This is a genomic window from Ruegeria sp. E8 (assembly GCF_056533985.1).
Genome location: NZ_JBQFOY010000002.1, coordinates 196,299 through 220,806, shown reverse-complemented (window position 1 = coordinate 220,806; position 24,508 = coordinate 196,299). Strand labels below are relative to the sequence as shown.

Genomic DNA, 24,508 nt, shown 5'->3' with positions numbered 1-24,508 from the left:
TGGTGGCGTTGGTGCGGTACTAGGACCGAAAAATAGGCTGTTTGCAATGTGCAAAACACAGAATCAAGCTGAGAAACAGTCAAATTGATCAGTTTTGGAAGACAATTTGGTCAGTCGTCGAATTGCGCTGCTATTGGCGCAGGTGGAGTGGGAACAGCCAGGTAGTCCGCGGCCGAGATATCAACCAGCCCTCGAATATGCAGCAACTGTCGATCGCCATCGTCCAGATGGTCAATCGCGGTACGGATGGCGTCCGCGATGAGCTGCGGGTTTTGGTCTGGTGCGGTGATGTAGGGCAGGGTTGGGGTGGCGTCTGTCCTGTCCAGTTCACGCAGCTTGTCCCCAAGATCGGTGTGGTGCTGCAGCATCAGCCAGGTCAGCATATCCAGAGCGGCGAAATCAGCCCTGCCATCTGCAACCGACCCGGCCGAGAGCGCATGTCCACCCGTTTCCAGAAGCGCGGCGGGGTGCAGGTTTGCCTTTGACATATGGGTAACAGGGGCCGCCCAGCCGGATTGCGACAGCGCTTCATTATACGCAAAGGTGCCGTCACAAAGCTCTGTCAGATCGCGAGGGTCGTCGCGGCGCACCACAAAGACCGAGCAGTAATGTCCGGGGGGACATCCGGGCAGACCATAGTCCGGGGTTCCGACCAGTTGCACATCACCGTGCAGCCGGGTTCGAAACGGCATCCCGCAGGTCTGTGCCAAAACCAAATTCGGATCCCGCCAGACCTGCCATACATCTCTGTCGCGTGTTAGGCGTTCGGGTCCGAACCCAAGGTGGGCGCGAATCAAGGTCCAGAACCGGTCATTGGCAGATCGCACCGCAGGCATGTCATACATGCCCAGCATCGCAGTCACGATTTTGCAGCCCTTTGACGCGCCAAGGCGGAATCCACGTCACTGACGCCCAGAAGACTGACAACCAGACGCAGCAGCGAGTCTTCTTCGCCCGTGCGGTGCCCATCAGCCAGAGCCACCGACCAAAGCGCCTGAACGACCGCCAAACGGTCTTCATAGGCGACCGCTTCTTTGATGGCGCGGGTAAAGCGGACCGTGTCCGGGGCTTCTGCCTCAAGATCTTCGGCACGCGCGCGCAGGGCGGCACTTTCGAACGGGGACAGGCCAAAGCGTTCCGCCGAGATTCGGTCGATTCGGGCCATCTCGGTATCGGAATAGTCATTATCGGAACGGGCCAGACGCACCAGCAGGGCCGTCAGGGCCAGGCGGGCATCATCTTCGACAAGCGGATCGGGCTGAGGCTGCGTGAGCCTGGAAAGAAAGTCACTGAACATGGGTTAGATATAGCGAGCGCCTAACTCACATCCAAGCGACTTTGAACACGTTCACGCGCAGCCTGACTGTCATTAAAGCTCAGCCCCATGGCGACACGGGCCTCTTCGACGATCTTCATCTCTCCTTCGTCGGATGTTCCGTCGGCCAGAACGACCTCCCACAACGCATCCAGCGCTGCCAGCCGTTCCTTCAGATCCGTGGTCTCGCGGATCAGTTTGCCAAAGGTATCGGTTTCCGGCGCGGCTGCATGAAGCTTTTCGCACGTGGCACGAACCTTGGCCGCTTCGATTGCATTATGCTGGTAGAGGCGGGCCAGGATTTTGTCGATCAGGCTGATCTCTTCCAGTTTGTAATCCCGATCTGCCTGCGCCACGCGCACCATCAGCGCGCCCAATGCAAGCTCGGCATCCGGGTCTGGCAGATGTTCATGCTGCGGCGGTCTGAGCGCCTGAAAGAACTTTTTCAACATGGCTACAGATTATTCCATATTTTGTGGTGCGCCAAGCGCAGACTACCCGTCATAGCCCTGAATGATCACAAGATCGCCTACCGAAACCGGGTCGCGCAGGGCTTTGGCAATTTGGTAGGCCTCGCTTTCATAACAGGCCAGCGCGTCCTCATAGCTTGGAAACTCTATCACAACCGTTCGGGCTCGTGTCGAACCTTCTTTTACGACACGTTCACCGCCGCGCGTCAGGAAGCGCGCGCCAAAAGCCGCAAAGGGTTCTGCATTCGCGGCAATGTAGTTCTTGTATGTTTCCATGTCGTCCACATCGACATGAGCCACCCAATAACCTTTCGTCACGTCCGCCTCCTGTACAGGTTCAGGGGCAAGGTGATGAGAAATGACCGCAAATGCAATCCCATCACCTCAGGATGTTCAGCCGTTGTAACGAATGGCAGCGCGCGCCTGGTCCGTCAGCCACCCGATCATATGGCGATAGGGAACCGGACCATAGCTGACGCGGGCGACGCCGAGTTCCGCCAATCGCGATGTGTCAGGGGTGCCGGGCAGGGCAATGATGTTTACGGGCAGGTTCGTTGCCTCGCACAGTCGGGCGATCATTGCCTCGTCCTTCAGACCCGGAGCGAAGAACCCACTGGCACCTGCATCCGCATAAGCCTCAGCCCGTGCCATGGCATCGTCCAGCATCGCCTCGGAATGTGTTTCAGGGGCGGCTTTCAGGAAGATGTCTGTGCGCGCATTGATAAAGGCGGGGATACCTGCCGCATTGCACCCCTCGCGCATGGCACCGACGCGTGCGGCCTGAGTTTCGATGTCATACAACTCCTTGGTGCCAACGATCTGATCTTCGAAGTTGAAGCCGACCACCCCGGTTTCCAAAGCGGCCTGTACATTGGCGATAATGCCCATCGGATCAACGGCATAACCGCCTTCGAAATCCAGCGTGACAGGCAGGTCTACGGCGTTCACGATTCTTTGGGCGTTGCTCAAGGCGGCTTCAAGCGGGATGTTCTGCCCATCCGCAAACCCCTGAGCCATCGCAACCGGAGCGCTCCCAGTGGCGATGGCCAGTGCACCGGCCTCTTGAACCGCGCCTGCGCTTCCAGCGTCCCAGATGTTGAACAATACGACCGGGTCACCTTTCTTGTGAAGGCTGGCAAAGGTTTCTGCGCGTTGGGCTTGATCGGTCATCAGAGCTCTCCTGTTGTTACGTCATCAACAGTTAACCCGATGAAGGCATCCCGAATAGAAATTTCTCGATCAGGCGCGTCACTTTGCAGTGACGGCCTTAGACACGGCCATCCTGGTATGTCGGGCCATGCCTGCGGTATCTTTTGACTTTAAAGACGGGCGTCAGGTCCCGTCAGCCACACCGGATCCAAATTTCGCAGTGAAGTTGGCTTTGCCCAGACGTTTTAGCAGGTTCAACCGTGTGTCCAGCCAGCCTTTGTGGCCTTCTTCCTCCAGCACATGTGCGTGCAATTGATACTGGTGGGCGGCAGCCCGACCCAGCTGAGGATCAGACCAGACGCGAGGTATCTTTCGCAGCGCGCACAAAGTCGCGGAACAGCGGGTGCGGATCAAACGGTTTGGACTTCAATTCCGGATGATACTGAACGCCGATGAACCAGGGGTGATCCGACCATTCGACAATCTCGGGTAAACGGCCGTCCGGCGACATGCCTGAAAAGTTCAGACCGGCTTTTTCAAGCTGCTCGCGATACTTGATGTCCACCTCGTACCGGTGACGGTGGCGTTCTTCGATCTGTGTGCCACCATAAACATCGGCGACCTTGGACCCCTCCGCCAGAACGGCGTTATAGGCGCCCAAACGCATTGTGCCGCCCTTGTCGTCACCGACTTTGCGTTCAACCTTGTGGTTCCCCTGCACCCATTCCTTAAGGTGGTAAACAACCGGCTCGAAACGCTTCTTGCCAGCTTCATGGTCGAACTCTTCCGAGCCCGCCTCTGCGATTCCAGCCGCATTCCGGGCTGCTTCGATCACGGCCATCTGCATACCCAAGCAGATGCCCAGATAAGGCACCTTGTGTTCACGCGCGTATTGCGCTGCTTTGATCTTGCCTTCCGTGCCGCGCTCGCCGAACCCACCGGGTACGAGGATTGCATGGAAGCCTTCCAGATGCGGGGCTGCGTCTTCTGTGTCGAAGATTTCGGCATCCACCCACTCGACTTTCACCTTCACCCGGTTGGCCATGCCACCATGGGTCAGAGCTTCGGCAATCGACTTATAGGCGTCTTCGAGCTGTGTGTACTTGCCGACGATCGCGACCTTCACTTCGCCCTCGGCATTGTGGATGCGGTCGCTGACATCTTCCCACTTGGCCAGATCCGGTTTGGGGGCAGGGCTGATCTGGAAGGCATCCAGAACCGCCTGGTCCAGGCCTTCGCGATGATAGGCCAGAGGGGCGTCGTAGATCGTGGAAAGGTCCTGCGCCGCGATCACGCTGTCGGGGCGGACGTTACAGAACAGTGCCAGTTTCTCGCGTTCCTTGGTCGGGATCGGACCCTCGGATCGGCAAACCAGAATGTCGGGGGCCAAACCAATCGAGCGCAGTTCCTTGACCGAGTGCTGTGTCGGCTTGGTCTTCAGCTCGCCCGAGGCCTTGATGTAGGGCAGCAGCGTCAGGTGCATAAAGATACACTGACCGCGCGGCTTGTCCTGGCTGAACTGGCGAATGGCCTCAAAGAAAGGCAGACCTTCGATGTCACCGACGGTGCCGCCGATCTCACAGAGCATGAAATCGACCTCATCCTCGCCGATGGCGATGAAATCCTTGATCTCGTTCGTGACGTGCGGGATCACCTGAATGGTTTTGCCGAGGTAATCGCCGCGGCGTTCTTTTTCCAGCACATTCGAATAAATCCGCCCTGAACTGACCGAGTCGGTCTTGCGTGCGGCCACGCCGGTGAAACGCTCGTAGTGGCCGAGGTCCAGATCGGTCTCGGCCCCGTCATCTGTGACAAACACTTCGCCATGTTCGAACGGCGACATCGTGCCGGGATCGACGTTCAGATAGGGGTCCAGCTTGCGCAGGCGCACCGAATATCCCCGGGCCTGCAACAAAGCGCCCAGAGCCGCCGAAGCCAGTCCTTTGCCCAAGGACGAAACCACACCACCAGTGATGAATATAAAACGCGCCATAGTTTTTCGGCTGCTCCCGTGAGACGTCAAAATCAGCTGCCCGGCGGTTCCGAAAAACCGCTGCATCACGGGACTTCACGTATAAAGGATTCGCGCCAAAAGCGCAAGAGAACCGCAAGATGCTGTTGCAGTTCTCTTTCAGGTTTCTAGGTTTTGTGGATCAGTCCGCTTGCGGGATCAGTGGCGCGTTGTCGCCCTGTGCCGGTGGCAGCAGATCATCTGCCGACGGAATCGCCGGGGTGCTTTCTTCGGTCGAGGCCGGAGCCGGAACGCCCAAACGGTCGATCACCGAGCTGCCCGAAGACTTCTGAGCCGCCAGAATGGTCAGGGTGATTGAGGTCACGATGAAACATGCAGCCAGGATCCAGGTCAGCTTACCCAGCGCCGTCGCCGCCGCACGCCCGGTCATGGCGCCGCCACCGCCGCCACCCATGCCAAGGCCACCGCCTTCGGACCGCTGCATCAAGACAACGGCAATCAGGCCCAGGGCCAGGAGGAGGTGGATGATGAGAACGACGTTTTCCATGGTGTTCCTGTACAGCGTGGCGTGTATCGCGTGGTACTTATGCAAGTTTGCCAGCGGGGGCAAGTAAGGAGTTCGCATCACCGCGCGTGATGTATCATATCACAGCAAAGGGACTGGACAGAACGCCGATGCGTGACGCAGGCTGCGGCCCATGCCACATGACGATCACGACCACCCGCACGCCCTGTTACCGCCGGAACCCGCACTGCGTGTCAAAGCGCTTGAAACGATTCTGACCCGTAAAGGGCTGATCGATCCGGCGGCTCTGGATGAGATTATCGACACCTATCAGAACAAGATCGGCCCGCAGAATGGCGCACGGGTTGTTGCCAAGGCTTGGAGTGACCCGGCTTTCAAAGCCGCCTTGCTGGAAGATGCCACGCCTGTCGTGGCAGATCTTGGTTATTACGGTCGTCAGGGTGAACACATGGTCGTTGTCGAAAACACGCCGGATCAGCACAACATGGTCGTCTGTACGCTATGCAGTTGTTATCCGTGGCCGTTGCTTGGCATCCCACCCGGTTGGTACAAATCCGATGCCTACCGCGCTCGCGCAGTGCGTGAACCGCGTAAAGTACTGGCCGATTTCGGCGTCACCTTGCCTGAGGGCAGTTCCGTTAGGGTCTGGGATTCGACTGCCGAGATTCGCTACCTCGTTCTACCCATGCGCCCCGAAGGCACGGATGGGATGAATGAAGACCAGCTTGCTGCGCTGGTGACGCGCGACAGCATGATTGGCACGGGCCTGCCAAAGGTGCCCTCATGACCCGCGCTCATGACATGGGAGGGCGTTTTGGGGATGGGCCTATAAACCCCGAAGCAGAGGACGCGCCGGTTTTTGCCGAGGACTGGCACGCAAGAGCACTGGCTGTGACACTCGCCTCCGGTTTTTTGGGTCAGTGGAACATCGACGTATCCCGCCACGCGCGCGAGCGGTTGTCGCCCAAGGATTACGCGCGGTTTTCCTATTATGAGAAATGGATCTCGGGTCTGGCCGATTTGTTGGTAGAGAACGGCGTATTGACCCACGATGACCTGCGTGATGGCGGAAAGGACGAACCGCATCCACTGGCCGAAAAAATGCTGAAAGCGGAAGCTGTATCCGCGGCGTTGGCCAAAGGTGGCCCTGCGGACAGACCCTCCGATGTCTCAACGCATTTTTCTGTTGGACAAGAGGTTGTAACGACCCGGCACGCAACAAATCGTCTTGTGGATGGCGGCCATACGCGTCTGCCGATCTATGCCGCTGGCGCCAAGGGCCGAATCCTGCGCCAGCACGGATCGCATGTCCTGCCCGATTCCAACGCTCACGGTTTAGGCGAAGCACCTGAACCGATCTATGCAGTGGTATTCCCGGCGTCGGAGCTTTGGGCTAGCCCGGAACATCCGGATGACGAAGTGGTTCTGGATCTCTGGCAAAGCTATCTGGAACCGGCGTGAGCGGCTGCATGACATACGCAGCCCCAGAACCGGTATTTGCCGAACTCTGGCACGCTCAGGTCTTTGCCGTCACCGTTGCCTTGAACGAAGCAGGGCGGTTTGAATGGTCCGACTGGGCGGCCCGTTTCTCGGACACATTAAAGCGCAATGGGCTTGCTCGGGAATTGGATGGGGGTGACGACTATTTCCACGCATGGCTGGAAACTCTTGAGGGTTTGCTGGCAGAGCAGGGTACCGCGCCAACGCGAGATGTGGAGGCGCTGTATCAGGCTTGGGAAGAGGCTTATCTGACGACGCCCCACGGGCAACCTGTGCATCTGCGTTGAGGTAAAAGGGGCTCTGCCCCCGCCGCCCGTTCCGGGCGACTCCCCCGGGATATTTTTAGCCAGATGAAGCAGGGGGATCCGCTTTTCATCTGGCCATAAATATCCCCGCCGGAGGCATCGCGCGTTCGCGCGATTTTCAACTGCGGCGAAATATCGGTTTCCCTGCCGTCTGAGCCCCGCTATATGAGCCGGGTTTGATTACTCAGCACGAAAAGGACCGGATATGGCCAACGTGGTTGTTGTCGGCGCCCAATGGGGTGACGAAGGAAAAGGCAAGATCGTCGACTGGCTCAGCGAAAGAGCAGATGTGATCGCGCGTTTTCAGGGCGGGCATAATGCCGGTCATACGCTGGTGATCGATGGTGAAGTCTACAAGCTGAATGCCCTTCCCTCGGGGGTTGTGCGCGGCGGCAAGTTGAGCGTCATTGGCAATGGTGTCGTATTGGACCCCTGGCATCTGGTGAACGAGATTGCCTCGATCCGAAAGCAGGGCGTCGAGATCACTCCTGAGACACTGATGATTGCCGAAAACACCCCATTGATCTTGCCAATCCATGGCGAGCTTGACCGAGCGCGTGAAGAAGCTGCCAGCAAGGGTACCAAGATCGGAACCACCGGTCGTGGGATTGGCCCTGCCTATGAGGACAAGGTCGGGCGTCGTTCCGTACGCGTTGCTGATTTGGCGGATGAAGCAACGCTTGAGGCCCGGGTGGATCGTGCGTTGCAGCACCATGATCCGTTGCGCAAAGGTCTGGGCATTGAGCCCGTCGACCGGGACGCCCTGATTGCGCAGCTAAAGGAGATCGCTCAGGAAATCCTTCCCTTCGCCGCACCGGTCTGGAAAGTGCTGAACGAAAAACGCAAGGCGGGCAAACGCATTCTGTTCGAAGGGGCGCAAGGTGCTCTGTTGGACATCGATTTCGGAACCTATCCTTTTGTGACCTCGTCCAACGTGATCGCCGGGCAGGCTGCCACTGGTGTGGGAATCGGGCCGGGATCGGTTGATTTCGTTCTGGGAATCGTCAAAGCCTATACTACTCGCGTCGGCGAAGGTCCGTTCCCGACCGAGTTGGACGACGACGACGGCCACCGCCTTGGAACCCGGGGTCATGAATTTGGCACGGTTACAGGCCGTAAACGCCGCTGCGGCTGGTTCGACGCCTGTCTGGTGCGTCAGACCTGCGCAACCAGTGGTGTCAACGGCATCTCATTGACAAAACTTGACGTTCTCGACGGGTTTGAAACGCTGAAAATCTGTACAGGGTACGAGTTGGACGGTGAACGTCTGGACTATCTGCCCACTGCGGCCGACCAGCAGACGCGCTGTACCCCGATCTACGAAGAAATGCCGGGTTGGAGCGAATCGACCGAAGGTGCGCGCAGCTGGGCCGATTTGCCTGCCAACGCGATCAAATACGTGCGTCGTGTCGAAGAATTGATCGAATGTCCGGTCGCGCTTCTGTCGACCAGCCCGGAGCGGGACGACACCATTCTGGTGACCGACCCGTTTGCCGACTGATGAGCGAAGAGCAGAAAACAGGGCTGAGCTACAAGGCGCGCCGACGTTGGTCGCTGGTGATTCTTGTAATCGGCCTGCCGCTTTACATCGTGGCGGTGGTGACGGTTTTGAGCTGGCTGGACCGCCCCCCGATCTGGCTGGAACTTCTGGTCTACATCGTTCTCGGTATACTTTGGGCATTGCCGTTCAAGTTCGTGTTTCGCGGCGTTGGGAAAGAAGACCCGGATCAGTCCTGAGCTTTGCGTGAAGTTTGCACATGGCTTGGCCAACTGAGCACAGCGCGTGCAAACGCGCGGTACTCGCTTGTGATTTCCTCGGCCATGCTGAAGGGGGTAGGCCAAGGGGTGGTCAGAGTTGCCTCGACCTGACCCGGCACAATGACCAACTCTGCATTATGTTTGGCGGCCAGGCCTCGCATTTTTTGATTGGTCGCAAGGCACAGCATGTGGACTTCTCTGATGCCTCGGTTCTGAGCTACTGTAATGAGGCGTGACAGCAGGGCGTCTCCAATCCCCTGATCCTGCCAGGCTTTTTCGACGGTAAAGGCGGCTTCGGCAACGTGGAGTTTGCGGTCAGGTATCAGACGCAATTCTCCGACACCACGCAGGCAAGAATCTGGAAACGCTCCGAAAATGAATGCTGCGTTTGCAAACATGTTGGAAATGTAGTTTTGCACTCCTTCGGGCTGTACAAGTGCTCCAAAGCGCGACAGTAGAATATCTTCATCTAAGTTGTTGAAATGGTTTGTTACTAGAGCTTGATCGTACTTTCGAAGGCGGCGAATGATGACGTCTTGCATAGCGTTTCCTTTGTCTGAAACGGGCATGATGACGAGATTTCTGCCTTGAGGTTATACTAAAATTCTGCATTGCGGCATAAAATATATGACGGTACCGCCTTAGCCCCTTTTTTTCGTCGCCATTCCAAGTCGGTGAAAACAAAAAAGGCCGGGTTTTACCCGGCCATTCTTTTAAATTGGCTTAGTGATCAGCCGACTGCGCGCTCGTCATCGGGGCGGAAGCCGATCAGGTTGGATGCCGCGAAACGACCGCCACCGGCTTTCTCGATTTTGCCATCGCGCAAAAGCTGCCCGAACGAACGCAGGCTTTCCTCGCGATTGAACTCATCCTGCTTCAGGGAACGAACCTTGTTCATCAATTGCGGGCGCGAGAATTGCTCCTGACCTTCGATAAAGGACAGATATGCCGCCGCCGCTTCCAGAAGATCCTGCAACGACTGTGCGCCCTGATCCTGCGCGAACTGCGCAAAACCGCCTTCTTCTGATCCGGTTTCTTCTGTCTGAGTGATAACGCGGCGCGGCATGACCGGGCCTGTCGATGCGTTCTGATCATCTACACGCTGCTCGGCAACCAGCTTCAGCGGCGCAGGCGCCTCAGCTTCCGGGCGCATGCTGGTCACGTTCACTTCGGGACGGCGCGGGCTGACGACCGATTCCAGATCGCCGCGATACTCGTCGACGGGCGAGGTTTCAGGAGAAGCCTGACCATCACGGTCAGCTTCGGTCGCGGCAACGGCGGTGCGCAGGTGCGAATAGGTTTCCCGCGCATCGCTGCTGGAGGGATCTTCCATGTGTTCGCCGGTTTTGGCCATCAGGCGTGAAATATCCTGATCAGGATTGGCATCGTCGGCCAGCTTCTGGCTCGAACGACCCGCCAGATCCGCCTCGATTTCAGAAATCTCGGACAGCAGGTGCATTTCGTCCTCTTCGGTCAAAACACCCTGTTCCTGATCGACCTGGATGTCTTCTGCCGGTTCATCATCGGACTCAATCGCCACGTCTTCGACGTTGAGGATGTTTGGAACATCTTCTTCGTCGATTTCCTCATCGGTCGCTTCCTCAAGGTCCGAGAACAGGGGCTCGGTAGACAGCTGCGTGGTCTCTGATGTCTTTTCGATATCCGCGTCCTGCAGGTGCTCGGGGGTCAGGGGCACCTGCTGTTCGGACTTCTCATTGATGTTCGGTTCTTCAGTTTCGACGTCTGGCGTTTCTGTGGCTTCGGTTGCCTGCACTTCATCAGACTGCGCTTCATCGACATCGGGCACTTGCTTCTCTTCGACCTCTGCCGCTACGGGTTCCGCAGGTTCGGCAAAGTCTTCGGAGCTGAGAGCGCCGGCCTCAAATGCAGCTGCTACGGCATCAACCGGAGGGGATGTGTCGGCCAGCAGCGAAGATTCATCGTCTTCGGAATAGGCGGTAGGTGGTACATCTGAATGGGACACTACGGCGCGAATGCGCTGCAATTTTGCCGCGATGCTATCGGCCGCCGGAGGAGGGGTGTCCGCGACGGGTTCCGCATCCACGACACCGGTTTGTGCCGGGCTTGGCTGTGTCTGTCCGTGAGTAGGGGTGTTCATGACATTCATCGCAGCCGTGTGCTGGGCCGGAGCATCCGAAACAGCAGGGGCCGGTGCTTCTGTGCCCTGAGTGGCGCGCAACAACAGTCCGGATTCGTTTTGGCTGGCTTCGACGCGCTGCGACGCATCGCGACGGGCGATACGGGTCAGCATCTCGGCATCTGGCTGAGGGGGTTCCGAACCGAAATAGCGATCATCCGCAGCGAGATCGCGGAAATATTCGGCGATGGCTTTCATCGTTTCAAAGGAATCGTCAAATCCTTCCAAAGTGCAGGAAAAAGTTCCATAGGAAACGGTCAATACCTTGTTATTCTGTACCATCAGACGCACGTCCTTTACAAACTACGAGAGCCAACTTACCCGAACTCGGGAGCACACATCGGCTCTGAACATCCTGCATGAACCTATCATTTTGTGGTCTTAATGTGTCCAAATCCGGGAAAAATGGCCAATCTTAGCAAAAATGAACCAATTGTGCGCTCTTCTGATCCAATAGGCCTGTTTGGGGGCGGTTTTGTTGGTTCTGAGGACCTAGACTTGGTGCTGAATCGCGTCAATTCTGTCGTCGCGGCCGATGGCGGGGCGATGGTTTTGACAGAATCAGGCCGTATTCCGGATGCGGTGATCGGAGACTTCGATTCGTTGGACAGCGCGTCGAAGGCGAAAATCCCGGCTGACCGCCTTTTTGCCATCCGGGAACAGGACAGTACCGATTTCGACAAGGCCCTACGCAACGTGCAGGCTCCGCTGGTTTTGGGGGCAGGTTTTTTAGGCGGGCGACTGGATCATCAACTGGCAGTATTGAACGTTCTGGTGAGGCGTCAGGATCAGGCCTGCATTCTGCTGGGCGAACATGAGGTGGTCTTCCACGCGCCACCTCAAATCCGACTGCCCGTCGCACCCGGAGATGTAGTGTCCCTGTTTCCGATGCGCGCCGTGACGGGGCGCAGCACCGGGCTGGAGTGGCCGATAGATGGGCTGCAATTTCAACCGGACGGGCAGGTGGGGACGTCAAACCGCGCCTTGTCGATGGTTGAATTGCAGATGGATGGCCCGGGCCTGCTGGTGATGGTTCCCCGCACTACGCTCGATCCGCTTATGCAGGAGTTTCTGTCGGGGCTGTCCGCGCGTTGGCCCGTTCGCGAAGAATAACGTATAGACCAGCGGCAATGGTGATCAGGATGCCAATCGCAGCCAACCCGTCGGGCAGGTCGCTGAAGATGATCCAGCCAATCAGGGTCGCGACGGGGATTTCCAGATATTGCATCGGGGCCAGCGTGGCCGACGGCGCGTAGCGCAGCGACCATGTCATCAGCAGATGCGCGACCGTTCCCAGAATGCCGATTGCGATCAGCAGCCAGTACATACCCGGCGCTGGGAAAGTTGCAGATATCTCCCATATGCCAAGCGGCGTTCCGACGGCAAGGACAGGCACAAGGATAACGGTCGCAAAGACGCCAGACACCGCCTGCAAGGAAACCGGATCCGTCTCCTTGGCGATTTGCCGTGTGACCAGCATGAACAAGGCAAATACGACGGCGACGATCAAAGGCAGCAGTGCGGGGGCGCCGACCTCGGCAAAGCTGGGCTGGATGACCAGAAGCGTTCCGGCAAAACCGACGATACAGGCCGCAAGGCGGCGGGTGCCGACTTCTTCGCCCAGAACGTATTTGCCCAACAACAACATGATGAACGGCATGACGAATGCGATGGCGATTGCGTCGGCCAGCGGCAGGAATTGCAGTGCGCTGAACATTGCGGTGATGCCGATTATGTGCAGCAGCGTGCGGATAACTGTCAGGCGCAGGATGCGCCCGCGCATCCGCCAGGGTCGTCCGGTCAAAGCAACCAGAGGGATCAGGATCACGGCTTGCACTGCAAAGCGAACCGCAACGAGTAGACCCAATGGAGTGGTCTCGCCCAACAGCTTTGCCATCGCATCCCCCAGAGGGGCGAGCACGCAAAAACCAAGCATCAAGAAGATGCCTAAGACGGGACGGTCCTGTGTCATGCGCGCGACGCTATCCGTTTCGCAGCACGCTGGAAAGGCCTGACATCAGGCGTCAGGAAGGGGCTGCACCTTGGTGTAATCCGGGCCGATACACGTGGGTAGGCCGTCATCCAGATGTAACCAACTCAGCTTTTCTTCATGCGACACATGGAGTGTGGGCCGCAGCGCCTCAGGGTTCTCCAAAGTCGCAACGTAAAGGTGCAACACGTCCGACATTTTGGTTGAGCGGAACGAGATCGGAGTGCCGCAATCCGGGCAGAAACTGCGTTCAACTCCGGGAGAGGAGTTGAAACGCTTGGGTTCCGCTCCGGTCCAACGCCATTGGCCGTCGCGGACCGCGAAATAGGTGGTCATCGGCGCGGCGCATTGACGACGGCAACTGTCGCAGTGACAGGTGACGCAGGACAGGGCAGGAGGATCAATCTCGTACTTGATGCTGCCACACAGGCAATGTCCACGCATGTTGACCCTCTCCGCTATTGATCTCAGCAGTTTGGCACGTTCACGGCCAACCCGCCAAGTGAGGTTTCTTTGTACTTCTCATGCATGTCGTGACCGGTCTGGCGCATGGTCTCGATGACGGCGTCCAGCGGCACGAAATGCTCGCCATCCCCACGCAAGGCCAGTGAAGCGGCTGACACCGCTTTGATGGCACCCAGGCCATTGCGCTCGATACAGGGTACCTGAACCAGCCCGGCGACGGGATCGCAGGTCATTCCTAGATGATGTTCCAAAGCGATCTCGGCGGCGTTTTCAACCTGCTCGGGCGTGCCGCCCATCACAGCGCAAATTCCGGCGGCGGCCATGGCAGACGCGCTGCCAACCTCGGCCTGACATCCCGCTTCGGCGCCCGAGATCGAGGCGTTGTACTTCACCAGCCCGCCGATCGCGGCGGCGGTCAGCAGGAAGTCCTCGATATGGCTTTCGGAGGCCCCGGGAACGTGGTCCAGATAATAACGCAGCACCGCGGGCAGCACACCCGCCGCCCCGTTGGTAGGCGCGGTGACGACTTGCCCGCCAGCAGCGTTCTCTTCGTTGACGGCCATGGCGTAGACGCTCATCCAGTCGTTGATCGTGTGCGGTGCGGTCAGATTCATACCACGCTCGGCCATCAGGGCGTCATAGATGCCTTTGGCCCGCCGGCGCACCTTCAGCCCGCCCGGCAGGATTCCGTCAGTGGTCAATCCGCGCTCGATGCAGGCATTCATCACGTCCCACAAGCGGGCCGACCCTTTGGCAAAACTGTTGGCACATCCACGCGCGACTTCATTGGCACGCTTCATTTCGGCAATGCTCTTGCCGCTGGATTTGGCCATCTCCAGCATTTCTGCGGCGGATTTGAACGGGAAAGGTACCGGCGCGCCGTCGTCTGTCGCCTTGCCCTCGGCCAGTTCTTCTTCGGTCAGAACAAAGCCGCCGCCGATGGAATAAAACACCTGCCGCAGGATAACGTCGCCCTGCGCGTCGGTCGCCATCAGGATCATCCCGTTGGCGTGTCCGGGCAGGTTATTATCATAGTCGAAAACCAGATCTGCTTTGGGGTTAAATTGAAGCGTCGGCAATCCTTCGGGTGAAACCGTATGAGTGCTGGCGATGTTCGCCAGGGCGGCCTCGGCCTTTTCATTGTCATAGGTGTCCGGAACGAACCCCGCCAGCCCCAGAATTGTTGCTCGATCAGTCGCATGGCCAACACCCGTAAAGGCCAGCGAGCCATGCAGCGATCCCCGCAGCCCCACAAATTCAAAGGGTGATGCACGCATCATATCCAGAAAGCGTGCCGCGGCCACCATCGGGCCCATGGTGTGCGAAGAGGATGGGCCGATGCCCACTTTGAACATATCGAAGACAGAGAGGAACATATCAGGTAGCTGAGCCTTCCGGAGGATTAGCGTAGTCAGGAGATGTGAAGGGCGTGGCCCCAAGGCCTTCGGCTGCGATGGCCGTGCGCGTAGCGGGGCGTGTTTCTAGCTGCATCAGAATGGTTTGCAGGCTCGGCGTATCCGCCAGCTGATACCAACTGCGATCCGCTTTGGCCGGATACAGGGCCATCCAGCGCATCATGCAGGCGACATAATAAGTGAGAACGGATGGGCTTTCAGCGCAAAACCAACCGGGTGCGCGTTTTGCCAGCGCGTCCAGCACTTGCAGATGTTGCCTCAGACGCGGACGCATGCCCGCGCGCAAAGTGTCAGCCTGTGACGGGTCGATGTATTTCTCGGCATAAAACAGAATGCGCAGGTCGGCGTGCAGCGTGTTGGATGCAAAGAACAACCATTTCAGAAAGCCCGCGCGTTCGGGATCGTCTGCTGCTGGGGCCAATTGTCCGTGGCTCTCGGACAGCCAGAGCAGGATAGCCGCAGTTTCAAAGATCGGTCCTTGCTGCGTTTCCAGCACAGGTATCAGCCCGTTCGGGTTCAGTGCACGGTACGCGGCACTGTCCTGCTCGTTCCTGCGGCGGTCCACCAGCACGTTTTCATAGGGCGCGCCCACTTCCTCCAACACCAGCCGGATCACCAGCGAGGCGTTGTCAGGAGCGTAATGCAGGCGGTACGAGGTCAACATGCGCGCAATCTACATGACAAAGATGAGGGCGTAAGACATGATTGCGACGTTTCCTTTTGGAAACGCGCAGTCCTGAGGCATATTTACGTCTGTTAATCCGCAAAATGGAGTCGCGGTTGCGCGGCGCATTCCCTATAACTCCGGCAGACTAAACTGGGAAAGCTGCCATGACCGGAGATCTGTCGCCCATCGACACTGCAAAATACGTGGCTGCGTGCCGCGCTGCCGAGATGGTCGAGGACGGAATGCGCGTGGGCCTTGGGACGGGGTCCACAGCCGCCTGGTTGGTGCGTCGCCTCGGCGAACGGGTGCGGGACGAAGGATTGCGGATCAAGGGCATTCCCACCTCCACCCGCACGGCGCAGCTTGCCCGCGAAGTCGGGATCGAGGTTATTTCTCTGGATCAGGCCGGCTGGCTGGACCTGACCATCGACGGGGCGGATGAATTCGATGGGGATCTTAACCTGATCAAGGGCGGCGGCGGCGCGCATCTGCAGGAAAAAATAGTCGCCACGGCCAGCGACCAGATGATCGTCATCGCCGATGCAGGCAAAGAGGTCAAAACGCTGGGCGCTTTCCCTCTGCCGGTCGAGGTTGTTCCCTTCGGTTGGCAAACCACGCGAACACTGATCGAAGAAGCCCTTGATACGATGGATGTGCTGGAAACCTCGTCGGCGCTGCGCATGAATGGGGCGGCCCCGTTTGTGACGGACGAGGGCAATCACATTCTTGATCTGCATCTGCAGCGCATCGGTAACCCGCGTCAGATGGCGCTGATCCTCAATCAGGTGCCGGGCGTGGTCGAAAACGGCCTGTTCATCGATATCTGTGACAAGGTTGTCATCGGCCACGGAGATGGCCGTGTCGAACTTCGGGATATCAATGCGGGCACCATTGAGTTGGATCAGTTGTTGGGGGGATCGCGAGAGAACCTGTTTTCCGATCAAACGGACTGAATTTAATGCAAGCCAGACTGATAAGCGTTGGTAAAAGGTCGAAAATTCCGCGCCCGGGGGTTGGCACAGGGGTTTTCGCGCCCAGATATCCAGAGAATTTTTGCAAGTTGAACGAAGGAAACGTGCATGAGCTTTGACTATGATCTTTTCGTCATCGGCGGAGGCTCGGGCGGGGTCCGCGCAGCACGTGTGGCGGCAGGTGAAACCGGCGCCAAGGTCGCGCTTGCCGAGGAAGACCGCTATGGCGGCACCTGCGTGATCCGGGGTTGTGTGCCCAAGAAGCTGATGGTTTTTGCCAGCGAATACTCGGGTATGGTCGGGGATGCGCAAGCCTATGGCTGGGATGTTCAACCCGGTGCGTTCAACTGGAACACCTTTCACGGCAAGCTGGTGTCCGAATTGGATCGGCTGGAAGGTATCTATCGCAACATCCTGAAAAACAACGGTGTCGAAAGCTTTGATCAGCGCGCACGCTTGGTGGACGCACATACGGTCGAGCTGACCGATGGTACCCGCAAAACCGCCAAGCATATCCTGATCGCAACCGGCGGCCGCCCGGTGGTGCCGGAGTTTCCGGGCTCGGATTTGGCGATCACTTCGAACGAGATTTTTCACCTGGACAAGCTGCCCGAGAGCATCCTGATCGTCGGTGGCGGTTATATCGCCAGCGAATTTGCCGGGATCATGAACGGGATGGGCGTCAAAACCACGCAATTCTATCGCGGTGCGCAAATCCTGCGTGGCTTTGATGAAGAAGCACGTGGGTTGATCTGTGAAGAGATGCGCCAGAACGGGATCGATGTCCGTCTGGGCACCAATGTGCTGGAAATGACCAAAGACGGTGATCAGATCCGGGTCAAAGCGACCGATGGAACCGAAGATTGTTTCGACGTGGTCATGTACGCCACTGGCCGCGCGCCGAATGCTGATAACCTCGGGCTGGAAGAGCTGGGCGTAGAACGCGGTCGCAAGGGCGAGATCATCGTGGATGAATACAGCCAGACCGCTGTTCCGTCGATCTACGCCATTGGTGACGTTACCGACCGGGTCAACCTGACGCCTGTGGCCATCCGCGAAGGGATGGCTTTTGTGGAAACTGTCTTCAAGGGAAACCCGACGCCTGTGGATCACGACCTGATCCCGACCGCGATCTTCACGCAGCCCGAATTCGGCACTGTTGGCCTGAGTGAAGAGGAAGCCGCGGCGCAGGAACCGATCGAGGTCTATGCCACTTCGTTCAAGCCGATGCAGAAATCCTTTGCCGGCGGCACACAGCGCGTTTTGATGAAGCTTCTGGTCAGCCAGGCAACACGCAAGGTGCTGGGTTGCCATATTGTCGCCCCCGGCGCAGGTGAGATGATCCAACTGGCCGGAATCGCCGTAAAGATGGGCGCAACAAAGGAAGATTTCGATCGCACGGTTGCAGTACACCCCGTTATGGCGGAAGAACTGGTGACAATGCGGCAACCTGTACGCACCGCTTGATTTGCAAGCGAGCGCACACAAGTTAAAAGTGAGTTCGTGATCACACGGGCCTAAACGAAGGAAATGATACATATGGCGGGCAACAGCGGTGGCCCCTGGGGGGGCGGAGGCTCATCCGGAGGCGGAGGAAATCGGGGTAACAACGGGGACGGGCGACGCCCGCCCGAAGGCGATGGCCCGCAGATCCCCGAGATCGATGAGCTGATGAAAAAAGGTCAGGAGCAGCTGCGCGTCCTCATGGGCGGTCGCGGCGGGGGTGGCCGTGGTAGCAGCGGTGGACAGGGCGGCGGTGGCCCGGCCTTTACCAAAGGCACGGTTGCGATTGGCCTCGTGGCGGCAGCCGTTGTTTGGGGGCTTGCCAGCTTTTACACCGTCAAGCCCGAAGAGCAGTCGGTAGAACTGTTTCTGGGTGAGTTTTCAGCCGTCGGGAATCCGGGACTGAACTTTGCCCCATGGCCGTTTGTGACGGCTGAGGTCATTCCAGTCACACGCGAACAGACCGAGGATATGGGCGGAACACGTGGCAGCGATGATGGCCTGATGCTGACCGGCGACGAAAACGTGGTCGACATCGACTATCAGGTTGTCTGGAACATCAACGACCCGGCCAAATTCCTGTTCAACCTGCGCGATCCGCGCCAGACCATCCGTGCGGTCTCTGAGTCGGCCATGCGCGAGATCATTGCGCAAAGCGAGCTGGCGCCGATCCTGAACCGGGACCGGGGTGTTATCGCCGACCGTCTGCAGGAACTGATCCAGTCCACCATGGACAGCTACGATTCGGGGATCAACATTGTCCGTGTCAACTTTGACAAGGCCGACCCGCCGCAGGACGTGATCGCCGCCTTCCGCGACGTTCAGGCTGCCGCGCAGGAGCGTGACCGGCTGCAAAACGTCGCCGATGCTTATGCCAACCGGGTTCTGGCCGAAGCGCGTGGTGAAGCCGCGCAGGTTCTGGAAGAGGCCGAAGCCTACCGCGCCCAACAGATCAACAGTGCGCAGGGTGAAGCCAGCCGTTTCAGCGCGGTTCTGGAGGAATACTCCAAAGCACCGGACGTGACCCGCAAGCGTCTTTATCTGGAGCGGATGGAGCAGGTTCTGGGTGATGTCGACAAGATCATTCTGGACGAGAATTCAACCGGTCAGGGGCAGGGCGTCGTACCCTATCTGCCGCTGAATGAACTTCGCCGCAATTCCGGTCAGGAGAGTAACTGATGCGTAAATCGACATTTATCCTGCCCGTCGTTTTCCTTGCGATTGTTGGTGTTCTGTCTTCGATCTTTATCGTTGATGAACGCGAACGGGCGCTGGTTCTGCAATTTGGCCGGGTCGTCGCGGTCAAGGAAGAGCCGGGCCTGGCCTTCAAGATTCCGCTGATTCAGGAAGTGGTCCGTTACGATGACCGTATCCTGTCGATTGACGTGCAGCCGCTCGAGGTGACACCTCTGGACGATCGCCGTCTGGTGGTTGACGCTTTTGCGCGTTACCGGATTTCCGACCTGAACCAGTTCCGTCAGGCCGTTGGTGTGGGTGGTATCCCGGTTGCTGAAGACCGTTTGGATCGCATCCTGCGCGCCGAAACCCGCGAAGTGCTGGGTTCGGTATCGTCGCGTGACATCCTCAGCTCGGATCGTGCGGCCTTGATGCTGCGTATCCGCAACAGCGCGATTGCCGAAGCGCGTGCGCTGGGCGTGAACGTGATCGACGTGCGTTTGAAGGCGACAGACCTGCCGCAAGCCAACCTTGAGGCCACGTTTGACCGGATGAAGGCCGAGCGTGAACGCGAAGCGACCGATGAACGCGCTCGTGGTAACGAAGCCGCGCAGCGTGTACGCGCGCAGGCGGATCGTACCGTGGTCGAGTTGGTCTCGGACGCCAACCGCGAGGCCGAGATCATTCGCGGTGAAGCTGACGCCGAGCGCAATGCGATCTTCGCCGAAGCCTTCGGCAAAGACCCGGAGTTCTTTGAGTTCTATCGCTCTCTGTCCGCCTATGAGCGGGCGCTGGGCGGCGGCAACAGCTCGATGGTGCTGAGCCCGGATTCCGAGTTCTTCAACTATCTCAAATCGCCAACCGGCTCCGGTCAGTGACCATTGAACTTCTCTTGGATGAAAAAGGGCTGACCTACGGGTCGGCCCTTTTTTTCGGCGACCCCCTGCATGCTTCGAGCGGCCAACGGGGTTGATTTGAAAGACGAATTGCCGCCAGTATGAAGCTGTTTTGTCTGGCGTGGTATTCATGCACCGATTTATTGCTTTTTTTGCCACAGTGATTATGGCAACCCAAATCGCTCACGCAGCGCCCAAGATTGAGCTGAATGGGCAAAGTTATGAAACCTTCGGCAAACGAATCTCTAACAGTTCCGTTGTGCGTTTGGCCGCAATTTCAAAACGGCGCGTTGCGATCACGGATGCGCGTGCGTATCTCCCGGCGGGAAAGGTTCTTTTGGTGGCAAAAGGTCCACTCTGCCAACGCGACGGCTTGAGGCAGTGGTGTTTCGCGGTGACCGAAGACGGGTTGCCGGTTTTCGTGCGCACGGATGGCACAGGTTTCTTTAAGGCTGATGGTTATAGAGACGAAGGATATCTTGGTGCGATCGCAAACGCGCGACGTGCTGGTCGCGTGGAAGCCGCAGATGGAGCGCAACTCGAATATTCTACCTCGGAACGGTATCGCGTGCGCGAAGACGATCAGGGGCGCGCAGTAATTACTGTGACCCCGGACAGCCAGAAAGGTTTCGACACTGCCACCGATGTCGACATTACCGATAAAGTTGGCGATTTCGTCTTTGTCAATATCGAGGATGTTTATGATGATGCCAGCTTTTATCCGATCCGACCGGTGAACGACGGTGAGGTTCTTGAGAGGCTGATCCAAGATGTCGCCGCGTTGGACGTGGATGCCGACACCTGGAAAACGGTAAAAGAATACTTTGATAATCTACTGGCGCGGGAAAAGACCTGCGACAATGAGATTAGTTTGGCTTTTGAGGCAGGGTTCGAGCTAGTGGCGGGCGTAGGTGGGCTGCTGTCAGCTATTGATACCAAGTTCAAAATTACGGCCAGCTACAGCAAAAGCACAAGCTACCCCAAAGGACTGCAATTCAGAGCGCGTCGTTTTTTGCAGGAAGATGGGACCGGTTCGATCCGGTTTTTTGAGATCTGGGAGCGGCATCAATATGACAGCGCAGACTGCAAAAGTGTCGCCACGACCCATCTCACCGGATATGACGAGGCGGATTTTGGGGGGGAAAGGGGTGATGTGTCTTCAGACTCTGCTTCCGGCCTGGGGTTGGGCGTCAGTGGAACCCAAAAATTCCCGTCCTATTCCTGTGATCAAGAGTATTTTGTCGCGCTGGAGCATGTGTCTTCCCAAGACGGGCGTCTGTCGAGACCTGCGGCGGCTCTGTTTGTGACCTATGTCATGCGGTACGAAGGCGGCGGAACCGGTATTAAGGTGTGCGAAAACCAACCCTAACTCGGAGAGGTCCGTGGATGACCATGATACTTCTAGCCTTCGGGCTGGTACTGATCGTCGAGGGGCTAGCCTATGCGCTGGCCCCTTCGCTTATTGAGCGAATGTTGGAAGCGTTGCGTGCCATGCCTGAACAGGCGAGGCGTATTGCCGGGTTGTTGTGCGTTGTCAGCGGTCTGATCCTGCTGTGGGGAGCGTATCAGATCGGGTTCTGAAACACAGCGCGTGCTTGTTTGATGTGGGGTGCTGACTGCATTGTATCTGCACGCTCTGGTCCCTATCACGCTCAGTGCCAACCGCGAACAAACGCATTGCTGCGACTTGCGCGCTGGTGCGATAGCGCCACGAGGCTCAATTGCCGGTGATAAACATTGATCCCGAGTTGCGGGCGCGACCAAACTGACTACATTGGATATCAAGACAGGCTGCCGAAGGGGCGGCCGGGTAACGATTGTCGACAAGGAGACCCCAGGTGCAGGCAAAAGCACGCAGTATTTCCATCCGGCGGGACGAAGCGGTTATCATGATGCGGCTGATGTGGCTGGCATTTGTCGGGCTTCTGTTTGTGCTGGCGCAGACCGTCACGGCGCAGGCGCGGAGCGAGAGCCTTGCACCTCTGGCAGAAAAGATCAGCCCGGCTGTGGTGAACATCACGACAAGCACTTTGATCGAAGGCCAGACAGGTCCGCAGGGCATTGTACCCGAGGGCTCTCCGTTCGAAGATTTCTTTCGCGAGTTTCAGGACCGTAACGGCGGAGATGGCGATAACGCACCGCGGCGTAGCAACGCGCTGGGTTCGGGGTTTGTGATCTCGGAAGACGGCTTTATCGTGACCAACAATCACGTCATTGCCGAAGCGGATGAGATTCTTGTGGAATTCTTCCCCGGCGATGGTCAGCCCAAGAAAGAGTTGGTTGCCAAGGTTATCGGAACCGACGAGAAAACCGATATCGCGCTACTCAAGGTCGAAGCGTCGGGCCCGTTGAAGTATGTGCAGTTTGGTGACAGTGACGTGGCGCGCGTAGGCGATTGGGTCATCGCCATGGGCAACCCGTTGGGTCAGGGCTTTTCTGTGTCTGCCGGGATCGTATCGGCACGTAACCGGGCGCTGAGCGGGTCTTATGATGATTACATCCAAACAGATGCGGCGATCAACCGGGGCAACTCGGGTGGACCGCTGTTCAACATGAACGGCGAAGTCATTGGCGTGAACACTGCGATCCTGTCGCCCAACGGTGGCTCGATCGGTATCGGATTCTCGATGGCGTCGAACGTGGTTGTGAAGGTTGTCGATCAACTGCGTGAATTTGGTGAAACCCGCCGTGGGTGGCTGGGTGTCCGCATTCAGGACGTAACCGAGGATATGGCCGAGGCCATGGGTCTGGAAAAACCTGGCGGCGCGCTGATCAGCGATGTCCCGGAAGGGCCTGCCAAGGAGGCCGGGTTGAAGGCGGGTGACGTGATCCTCAGCTTTGACGGTGTCGAGGTGGAAGACACACGTGGTCTTGTGCGTCAGGTTGGTGAAGCCGAAGTTGGCAAATCTGTCCGCGTGATCGTGCATCGCGATGGTGGAACACAGACCGTGCTGGTGACGCTGGGTCGTCGCGAAGATGCGGAACGCACCGAAGATGGCGAAGAAGAGCCGCAGGAAGCACCGGCTGATGAAAATGCCGATATTCTCGGTCTGACGATTTCGCCTCTTACCGACACTTTGCGAGAGGATCTTGGTCTGGATGCCGATGCCGAAGGTCTGGTGATTACGGATGTCGATGAAGCGTCCGAAGCTTACGCCAAAGGTATGCGGGCCGGTGATCTGATTACTGAAGCAGGCCAGCAAAAGGTGGAAACCATCGACGATCTCGAAGCCCGGATGGACGAATCGCGCGAAGCGGGGCGCAAATCTTTGTTGCTGTTGGTGCGCAGGGGTGGCGATCCGAGGTTTGTGGCACTGAGCCTTGAGGAATAACTGAAAAGGCCGGGGCATGTTCCCGGTCTTTTTCAAAGCCCCGGACAAATCGCGGGATTGGCAGTATTCAAAGAAAATGAGCCATACGCAGAAATTGCGTATGGCTCAGATACAGGGAGAGGTCAGTGGACAGATATCGGGGATGATTCTCTGACCTCCTACGGTAACAATCTCACCTTAGGTCAATGTTGGCATATCGGTCTGTGAACCAGATCACATCCGTTCAGATAAGGTCGGAATCCGCCAACTCGCGCAGGGCTTCAAAATCCTGAATCAGCAAACCACCCCGAGAGGCTTCGACCACGTTATCCCGCTTCCATGTGGAGATTGTTTTGGAAACCGCCTCACGCGTGGCGCCGACAAATTCGGCCAGTTCGCTCTGCGACAGGGTGATGCGCTGGGACGGGTCGTCTTGCAAACCGGACAGGTGTAGCAGCTTGCGGGCCAAGCGGATGGGCATGGGCAGAAAGACCTGTTCGTTCAACTGCGATCCCATCCAGCGCATCCGCAGACCCGCCAGACGTATCATATCTACTGCAAGATCAGGCTGTTGCCTGATCTGGTTCATGACATCGTTGCGACGTACACGCAGCACACGCGAGGGCTCTGCGGCCGAGATGGTCGCCGTGCGCGGGCCGTTGTCGAACAACGCGATCTCACCAAAAACTTCGCCGGGGCGCATCAGGGTCAGCGTCAGCTTGCGGCCGCTCATGGCGAGAAATGACACTTCAAGTGTGCCTTCAAGAATGGCGTAGAGCGCGTCGCCCTCATCATCTTGTTCAAATAATACTTCATCTTGAGCCAGAGAAATTTCGGTCGCCTGAGCCGAAAGCATTTCTCTGAGCCCGTCGGAGGCTTCGGAAAGGAAGCCGCTGTTGGGAAAGGCCGTCATGTGTGCACCGATCTTGGGCAGAGTGTGAGTGTGGGTGGTGGTGCCACA

27 protein-coding genes are annotated in these 24,508 nt (G+C 57.9%); 13 read left to right on the top strand and 14 right to left on the bottom strand.

Going from position 1 to position 24,508, the window contains the following annotated elements; translation table 11 throughout:
• Positions 1–110 precede the first annotated feature (110 nt).
• From ACR0LF_RS04670 to secG, 7 genes are all read right to left on the bottom strand, one after another.
• The gene (locus ACR0LF_RS04670) at positions 111–863 is read right to left on the bottom strand and encodes a phosphate/phosphite/phosphonate ABC transporter substrate-binding protein (RefSeq protein ID WP_480575676.1); all 753 of its coding nucleotides are present in this window, start codon (positions 861–863) and stop codon (positions 111–113) included.
• Positions 860–1,297, bottom strand: a complete 438-nt coding sequence (locus tag ACR0LF_RS04665; protein ID WP_480575673.1) for a tellurite resistance TerB family protein — start codon at positions 1,295–1,297, stop codon at positions 860–862. Before ACR0LF_RS04665 ends, ACR0LF_RS04670 begins: the two co-directional genes overlap by 4 nt.
• A gap of 20 nt (positions 1,298–1,317) precedes the next feature.
• On the bottom strand, positions 1,318–1,767 hold the full coding sequence (locus tag ACR0LF_RS04660; protein WP_480575671.1) for a tellurite resistance TerB family protein: 450 nt from the start codon (positions 1,765–1,767) through the stop codon (positions 1,318–1,320).
• Between the two features lie 42 nt (positions 1,768–1,809).
• Complete coding sequence (locus ACR0LF_RS04655) at positions 1,810–2,103, bottom strand: DUF1330 domain-containing protein (protein WP_480575668.1); 294 nt, start codon at positions 2,101–2,103, stop codon at positions 1,810–1,812.
• Positions 2,104–2,178: 75 nt separating this feature from the next.
• The gene (locus ACR0LF_RS04650; protein WP_480575665.1) at positions 2,179–2,955 is read right to left on the bottom strand and encodes an isocitrate lyase/PEP mutase family protein; all 777 of its coding nucleotides are present in this window, start codon (positions 2,953–2,955) and stop codon (positions 2,179–2,181) included.
• A 328-nt stretch (positions 2,956–3,283) separates the two neighbouring features.
• Positions 3,284–4,927, bottom strand: coding sequence for a CTP synthase (locus tag ACR0LF_RS04645; RefSeq protein WP_480575660.1), 1,644 nt, complete (start codon positions 4,925–4,927; stop codon positions 3,284–3,286).
• A gap of 160 nt (positions 4,928–5,087) precedes the next feature.
• On the bottom strand, positions 5,088–5,453 hold the full coding sequence (gene secG, locus ACR0LF_RS04640) for a preprotein translocase subunit SecG (protein ID WP_171174800.1): 366 nt from the start codon (positions 5,451–5,453) through the stop codon (positions 5,088–5,090).
• Between the two features lie 151 nt (positions 5,454–5,604).
• Between secG and nthA the strand changes: the two genes are divergently transcribed.
• The 5 genes from nthA to ACR0LF_RS04615 all read left to right on the top strand — a co-directional run bounded on the left by nthA (position 5,605) and on the right by ACR0LF_RS04615 (position 8,974).
• Entirely contained in the window at positions 5,605–6,219 is a 615-nt protein-coding gene (gene nthA / locus ACR0LF_RS04635; RefSeq protein ID WP_480575656.1) for a nitrile hydratase subunit alpha, read from the top strand.
• On the top strand, positions 6,216–6,893 hold the full coding sequence (nthB, locus tag ACR0LF_RS04630) for a nitrile hydratase subunit beta (protein WP_480575653.1): 678 nt from the start codon (positions 6,216–6,218) through the stop codon (positions 6,891–6,893). The genes nthA and nthB overlap by 4 nt, the downstream gene beginning before the upstream one ends.
• Positions 6,894–6,901: 8 nt before the next feature.
• Positions 6,902–7,219: a nitrile hydratase accessory protein gene (locus ACR0LF_RS04625; protein ID WP_480575650.1), complete on the top strand. Its 318-nt coding sequence runs from the start codon at positions 6,902–6,904 to the stop codon at positions 7,217–7,219.
• 223 nt (positions 7,220–7,442) lie between these two features.
• Positions 7,443–8,738 carry an adenylosuccinate synthase gene (locus ACR0LF_RS04620; RefSeq protein ID WP_480575648.1) on the top strand — a complete coding sequence of 432 codons (1,296 nt, stop codon included), beginning with the start codon at positions 7,443–7,445 and terminating at the stop codon, positions 8,736–8,738.
• Positions 8,738–8,974 (top strand): DUF2842 domain-containing protein, encoded by a 237-nt coding sequence (locus tag ACR0LF_RS04615; protein ID WP_480575645.1) that lies wholly within the window; start codon positions 8,738–8,740, stop codon positions 8,972–8,974. Before ACR0LF_RS04620 ends, ACR0LF_RS04615 begins: the two co-directional genes overlap by 1 nt.
• On the opposite strand, the gene ACR0LF_RS04610 is transcribed toward ACR0LF_RS04615, so the two are convergent.
• Together ACR0LF_RS04610 and ACR0LF_RS04605 are read right to left on the bottom strand one after the other, a co-directional pair.
• The gene (locus ACR0LF_RS04610) at positions 8,965–9,537 is read right to left on the bottom strand and encodes an N-acetyltransferase family protein (protein ID WP_480575642.1); all 573 of its coding nucleotides are present in this window, start codon (positions 9,535–9,537) and stop codon (positions 8,965–8,967) included. The two genes, ACR0LF_RS04615 and ACR0LF_RS04610, sit on opposite strands and share 10 nt — an antisense overlap.
• A 188-nt stretch (positions 9,538–9,725) precedes the next feature.
• Entirely contained in the window at positions 9,726–11,435 is a 1,710-nt protein-coding gene (locus ACR0LF_RS04605; RefSeq protein WP_480575639.1) for a prolipoprotein diacylglyceryl transferase, read from the bottom strand.
• A 219-nt stretch (positions 11,436–11,654) separates the two neighbouring features.
• Between ACR0LF_RS04605 and ACR0LF_RS04600 the strand changes: the two genes are divergently transcribed.
• The gene (locus tag ACR0LF_RS04600; protein ID WP_480575635.1) at positions 11,655–12,266 is read left to right on the top strand and encodes a thiamine diphosphokinase; all 612 of its coding nucleotides are present in this window, start codon (positions 11,655–11,657) and stop codon (positions 12,264–12,266) included.
• Here ACR0LF_RS04600 and ACR0LF_RS04595 read toward each other — a convergent pair.
• Genes ACR0LF_RS04595 through ACR0LF_RS04580 form a run of 4 tightly spaced genes read right to left on the bottom strand, consistent with a single transcriptional unit; the run spans position 12,211 to position 15,687 of the window.
• Positions 12,211–13,125, bottom strand: a complete 915-nt coding sequence (locus ACR0LF_RS04595) for a DMT family transporter (protein WP_480575632.1) — start codon at positions 13,123–13,125, stop codon at positions 12,211–12,213. The genes ACR0LF_RS04600 and ACR0LF_RS04595 overlap by 56 nt on opposite strands.
• 45 nt (positions 13,126–13,170) lie before the next feature.
• Positions 13,171–13,587, bottom strand: a complete 417-nt coding sequence (locus ACR0LF_RS04590; protein WP_480575629.1) for a GFA family protein — start codon at positions 13,585–13,587, stop codon at positions 13,171–13,173.
• Between the two features lie 23 nt (positions 13,588–13,610).
• Positions 13,611–14,984 (bottom strand): L-serine ammonia-lyase, encoded by a 1,374-nt coding sequence (locus ACR0LF_RS04585; protein ID WP_480575626.1) that lies wholly within the window; start codon positions 14,982–14,984, stop codon positions 13,611–13,613.
• A gap of 1 nt (position 14,985) precedes the next feature.
• Positions 14,986–15,687 carry a glutathione S-transferase family protein gene (locus ACR0LF_RS04580; protein WP_480575623.1) on the bottom strand — a complete coding sequence of 234 codons (702 nt, stop codon included), beginning with the start codon at positions 15,685–15,687 and terminating at the stop codon, positions 14,986–14,988.
• Positions 15,688–15,854: 167 nt separating this feature from the next.
• Here ACR0LF_RS04580 and rpiA point away from each other — a divergent pair, with 167 nt between their 5' ends.
• From rpiA to ACR0LF_RS04545, 7 genes are all read left to right on the top strand, one after another.
• Positions 15,855–16,643: a ribose-5-phosphate isomerase RpiA gene (gene rpiA / locus ACR0LF_RS04575; RefSeq protein ID WP_480575620.1), complete on the top strand. Its 789-nt coding sequence runs from the start codon at positions 15,855–15,857 to the stop codon at positions 16,641–16,643.
• Between the two features lie 126 nt (positions 16,644–16,769).
• The gene (gor, locus tag ACR0LF_RS04570; protein ID WP_480575617.1) at positions 16,770–18,128 is read left to right on the top strand and encodes a glutathione-disulfide reductase; all 1,359 of its coding nucleotides are present in this window, start codon (positions 16,770–16,772) and stop codon (positions 18,126–18,128) included.
• A gap of 72 nt (positions 18,129–18,200) precedes the next feature.
• Positions 18,201–19,343, top strand: coding sequence for an FtsH protease activity modulator HflK (gene hflK, locus ACR0LF_RS04565; protein ID WP_480575614.1), 1,143 nt, complete (start codon positions 18,201–18,203; stop codon positions 19,341–19,343).
• Complete coding sequence (hflC, locus tag ACR0LF_RS04560) at positions 19,343–20,218, top strand: protease modulator HflC (protein WP_480575611.1); 876 nt, start codon at positions 19,343–19,345, stop codon at positions 20,216–20,218. Before hflK ends, hflC begins: the two co-directional genes overlap by 1 nt.
• 184 nt (positions 20,219–20,402) lie before the next feature.
• Positions 20,403–21,605, top strand: a complete 1,203-nt coding sequence (locus ACR0LF_RS04555) for a hypothetical protein (RefSeq protein WP_480575608.1) — start codon at positions 20,403–20,405, stop codon at positions 21,603–21,605.
• Between the two features lie 17 nt (positions 21,606–21,622).
• Positions 21,623–21,817: a DUF2065 domain-containing protein gene (locus ACR0LF_RS04550; protein WP_480575605.1), complete on the top strand. Its 195-nt coding sequence runs from the start codon at positions 21,623–21,625 to the stop codon at positions 21,815–21,817.
• Between the two features lie 308 nt (positions 21,818–22,125).
• Entirely contained in the window at positions 22,126–23,568 is a 1,443-nt protein-coding gene (locus tag ACR0LF_RS04545; RefSeq protein WP_480576185.1) for a Do family serine endopeptidase, read from the top strand.
• A gap of 223 nt (positions 23,569–23,791) precedes the next feature.
• Here ACR0LF_RS04545 and ACR0LF_RS04540 read toward each other — a convergent pair whose 3' ends face one another.
• The gene (locus ACR0LF_RS04540; RefSeq protein ID WP_480576182.1) at positions 23,792–24,460 is read right to left on the bottom strand and encodes a Crp/Fnr family transcriptional regulator; all 669 of its coding nucleotides are present in this window, start codon (positions 24,458–24,460) and stop codon (positions 23,792–23,794) included.
• Positions 24,461–24,508 lie beyond the last annotated feature (48 nt).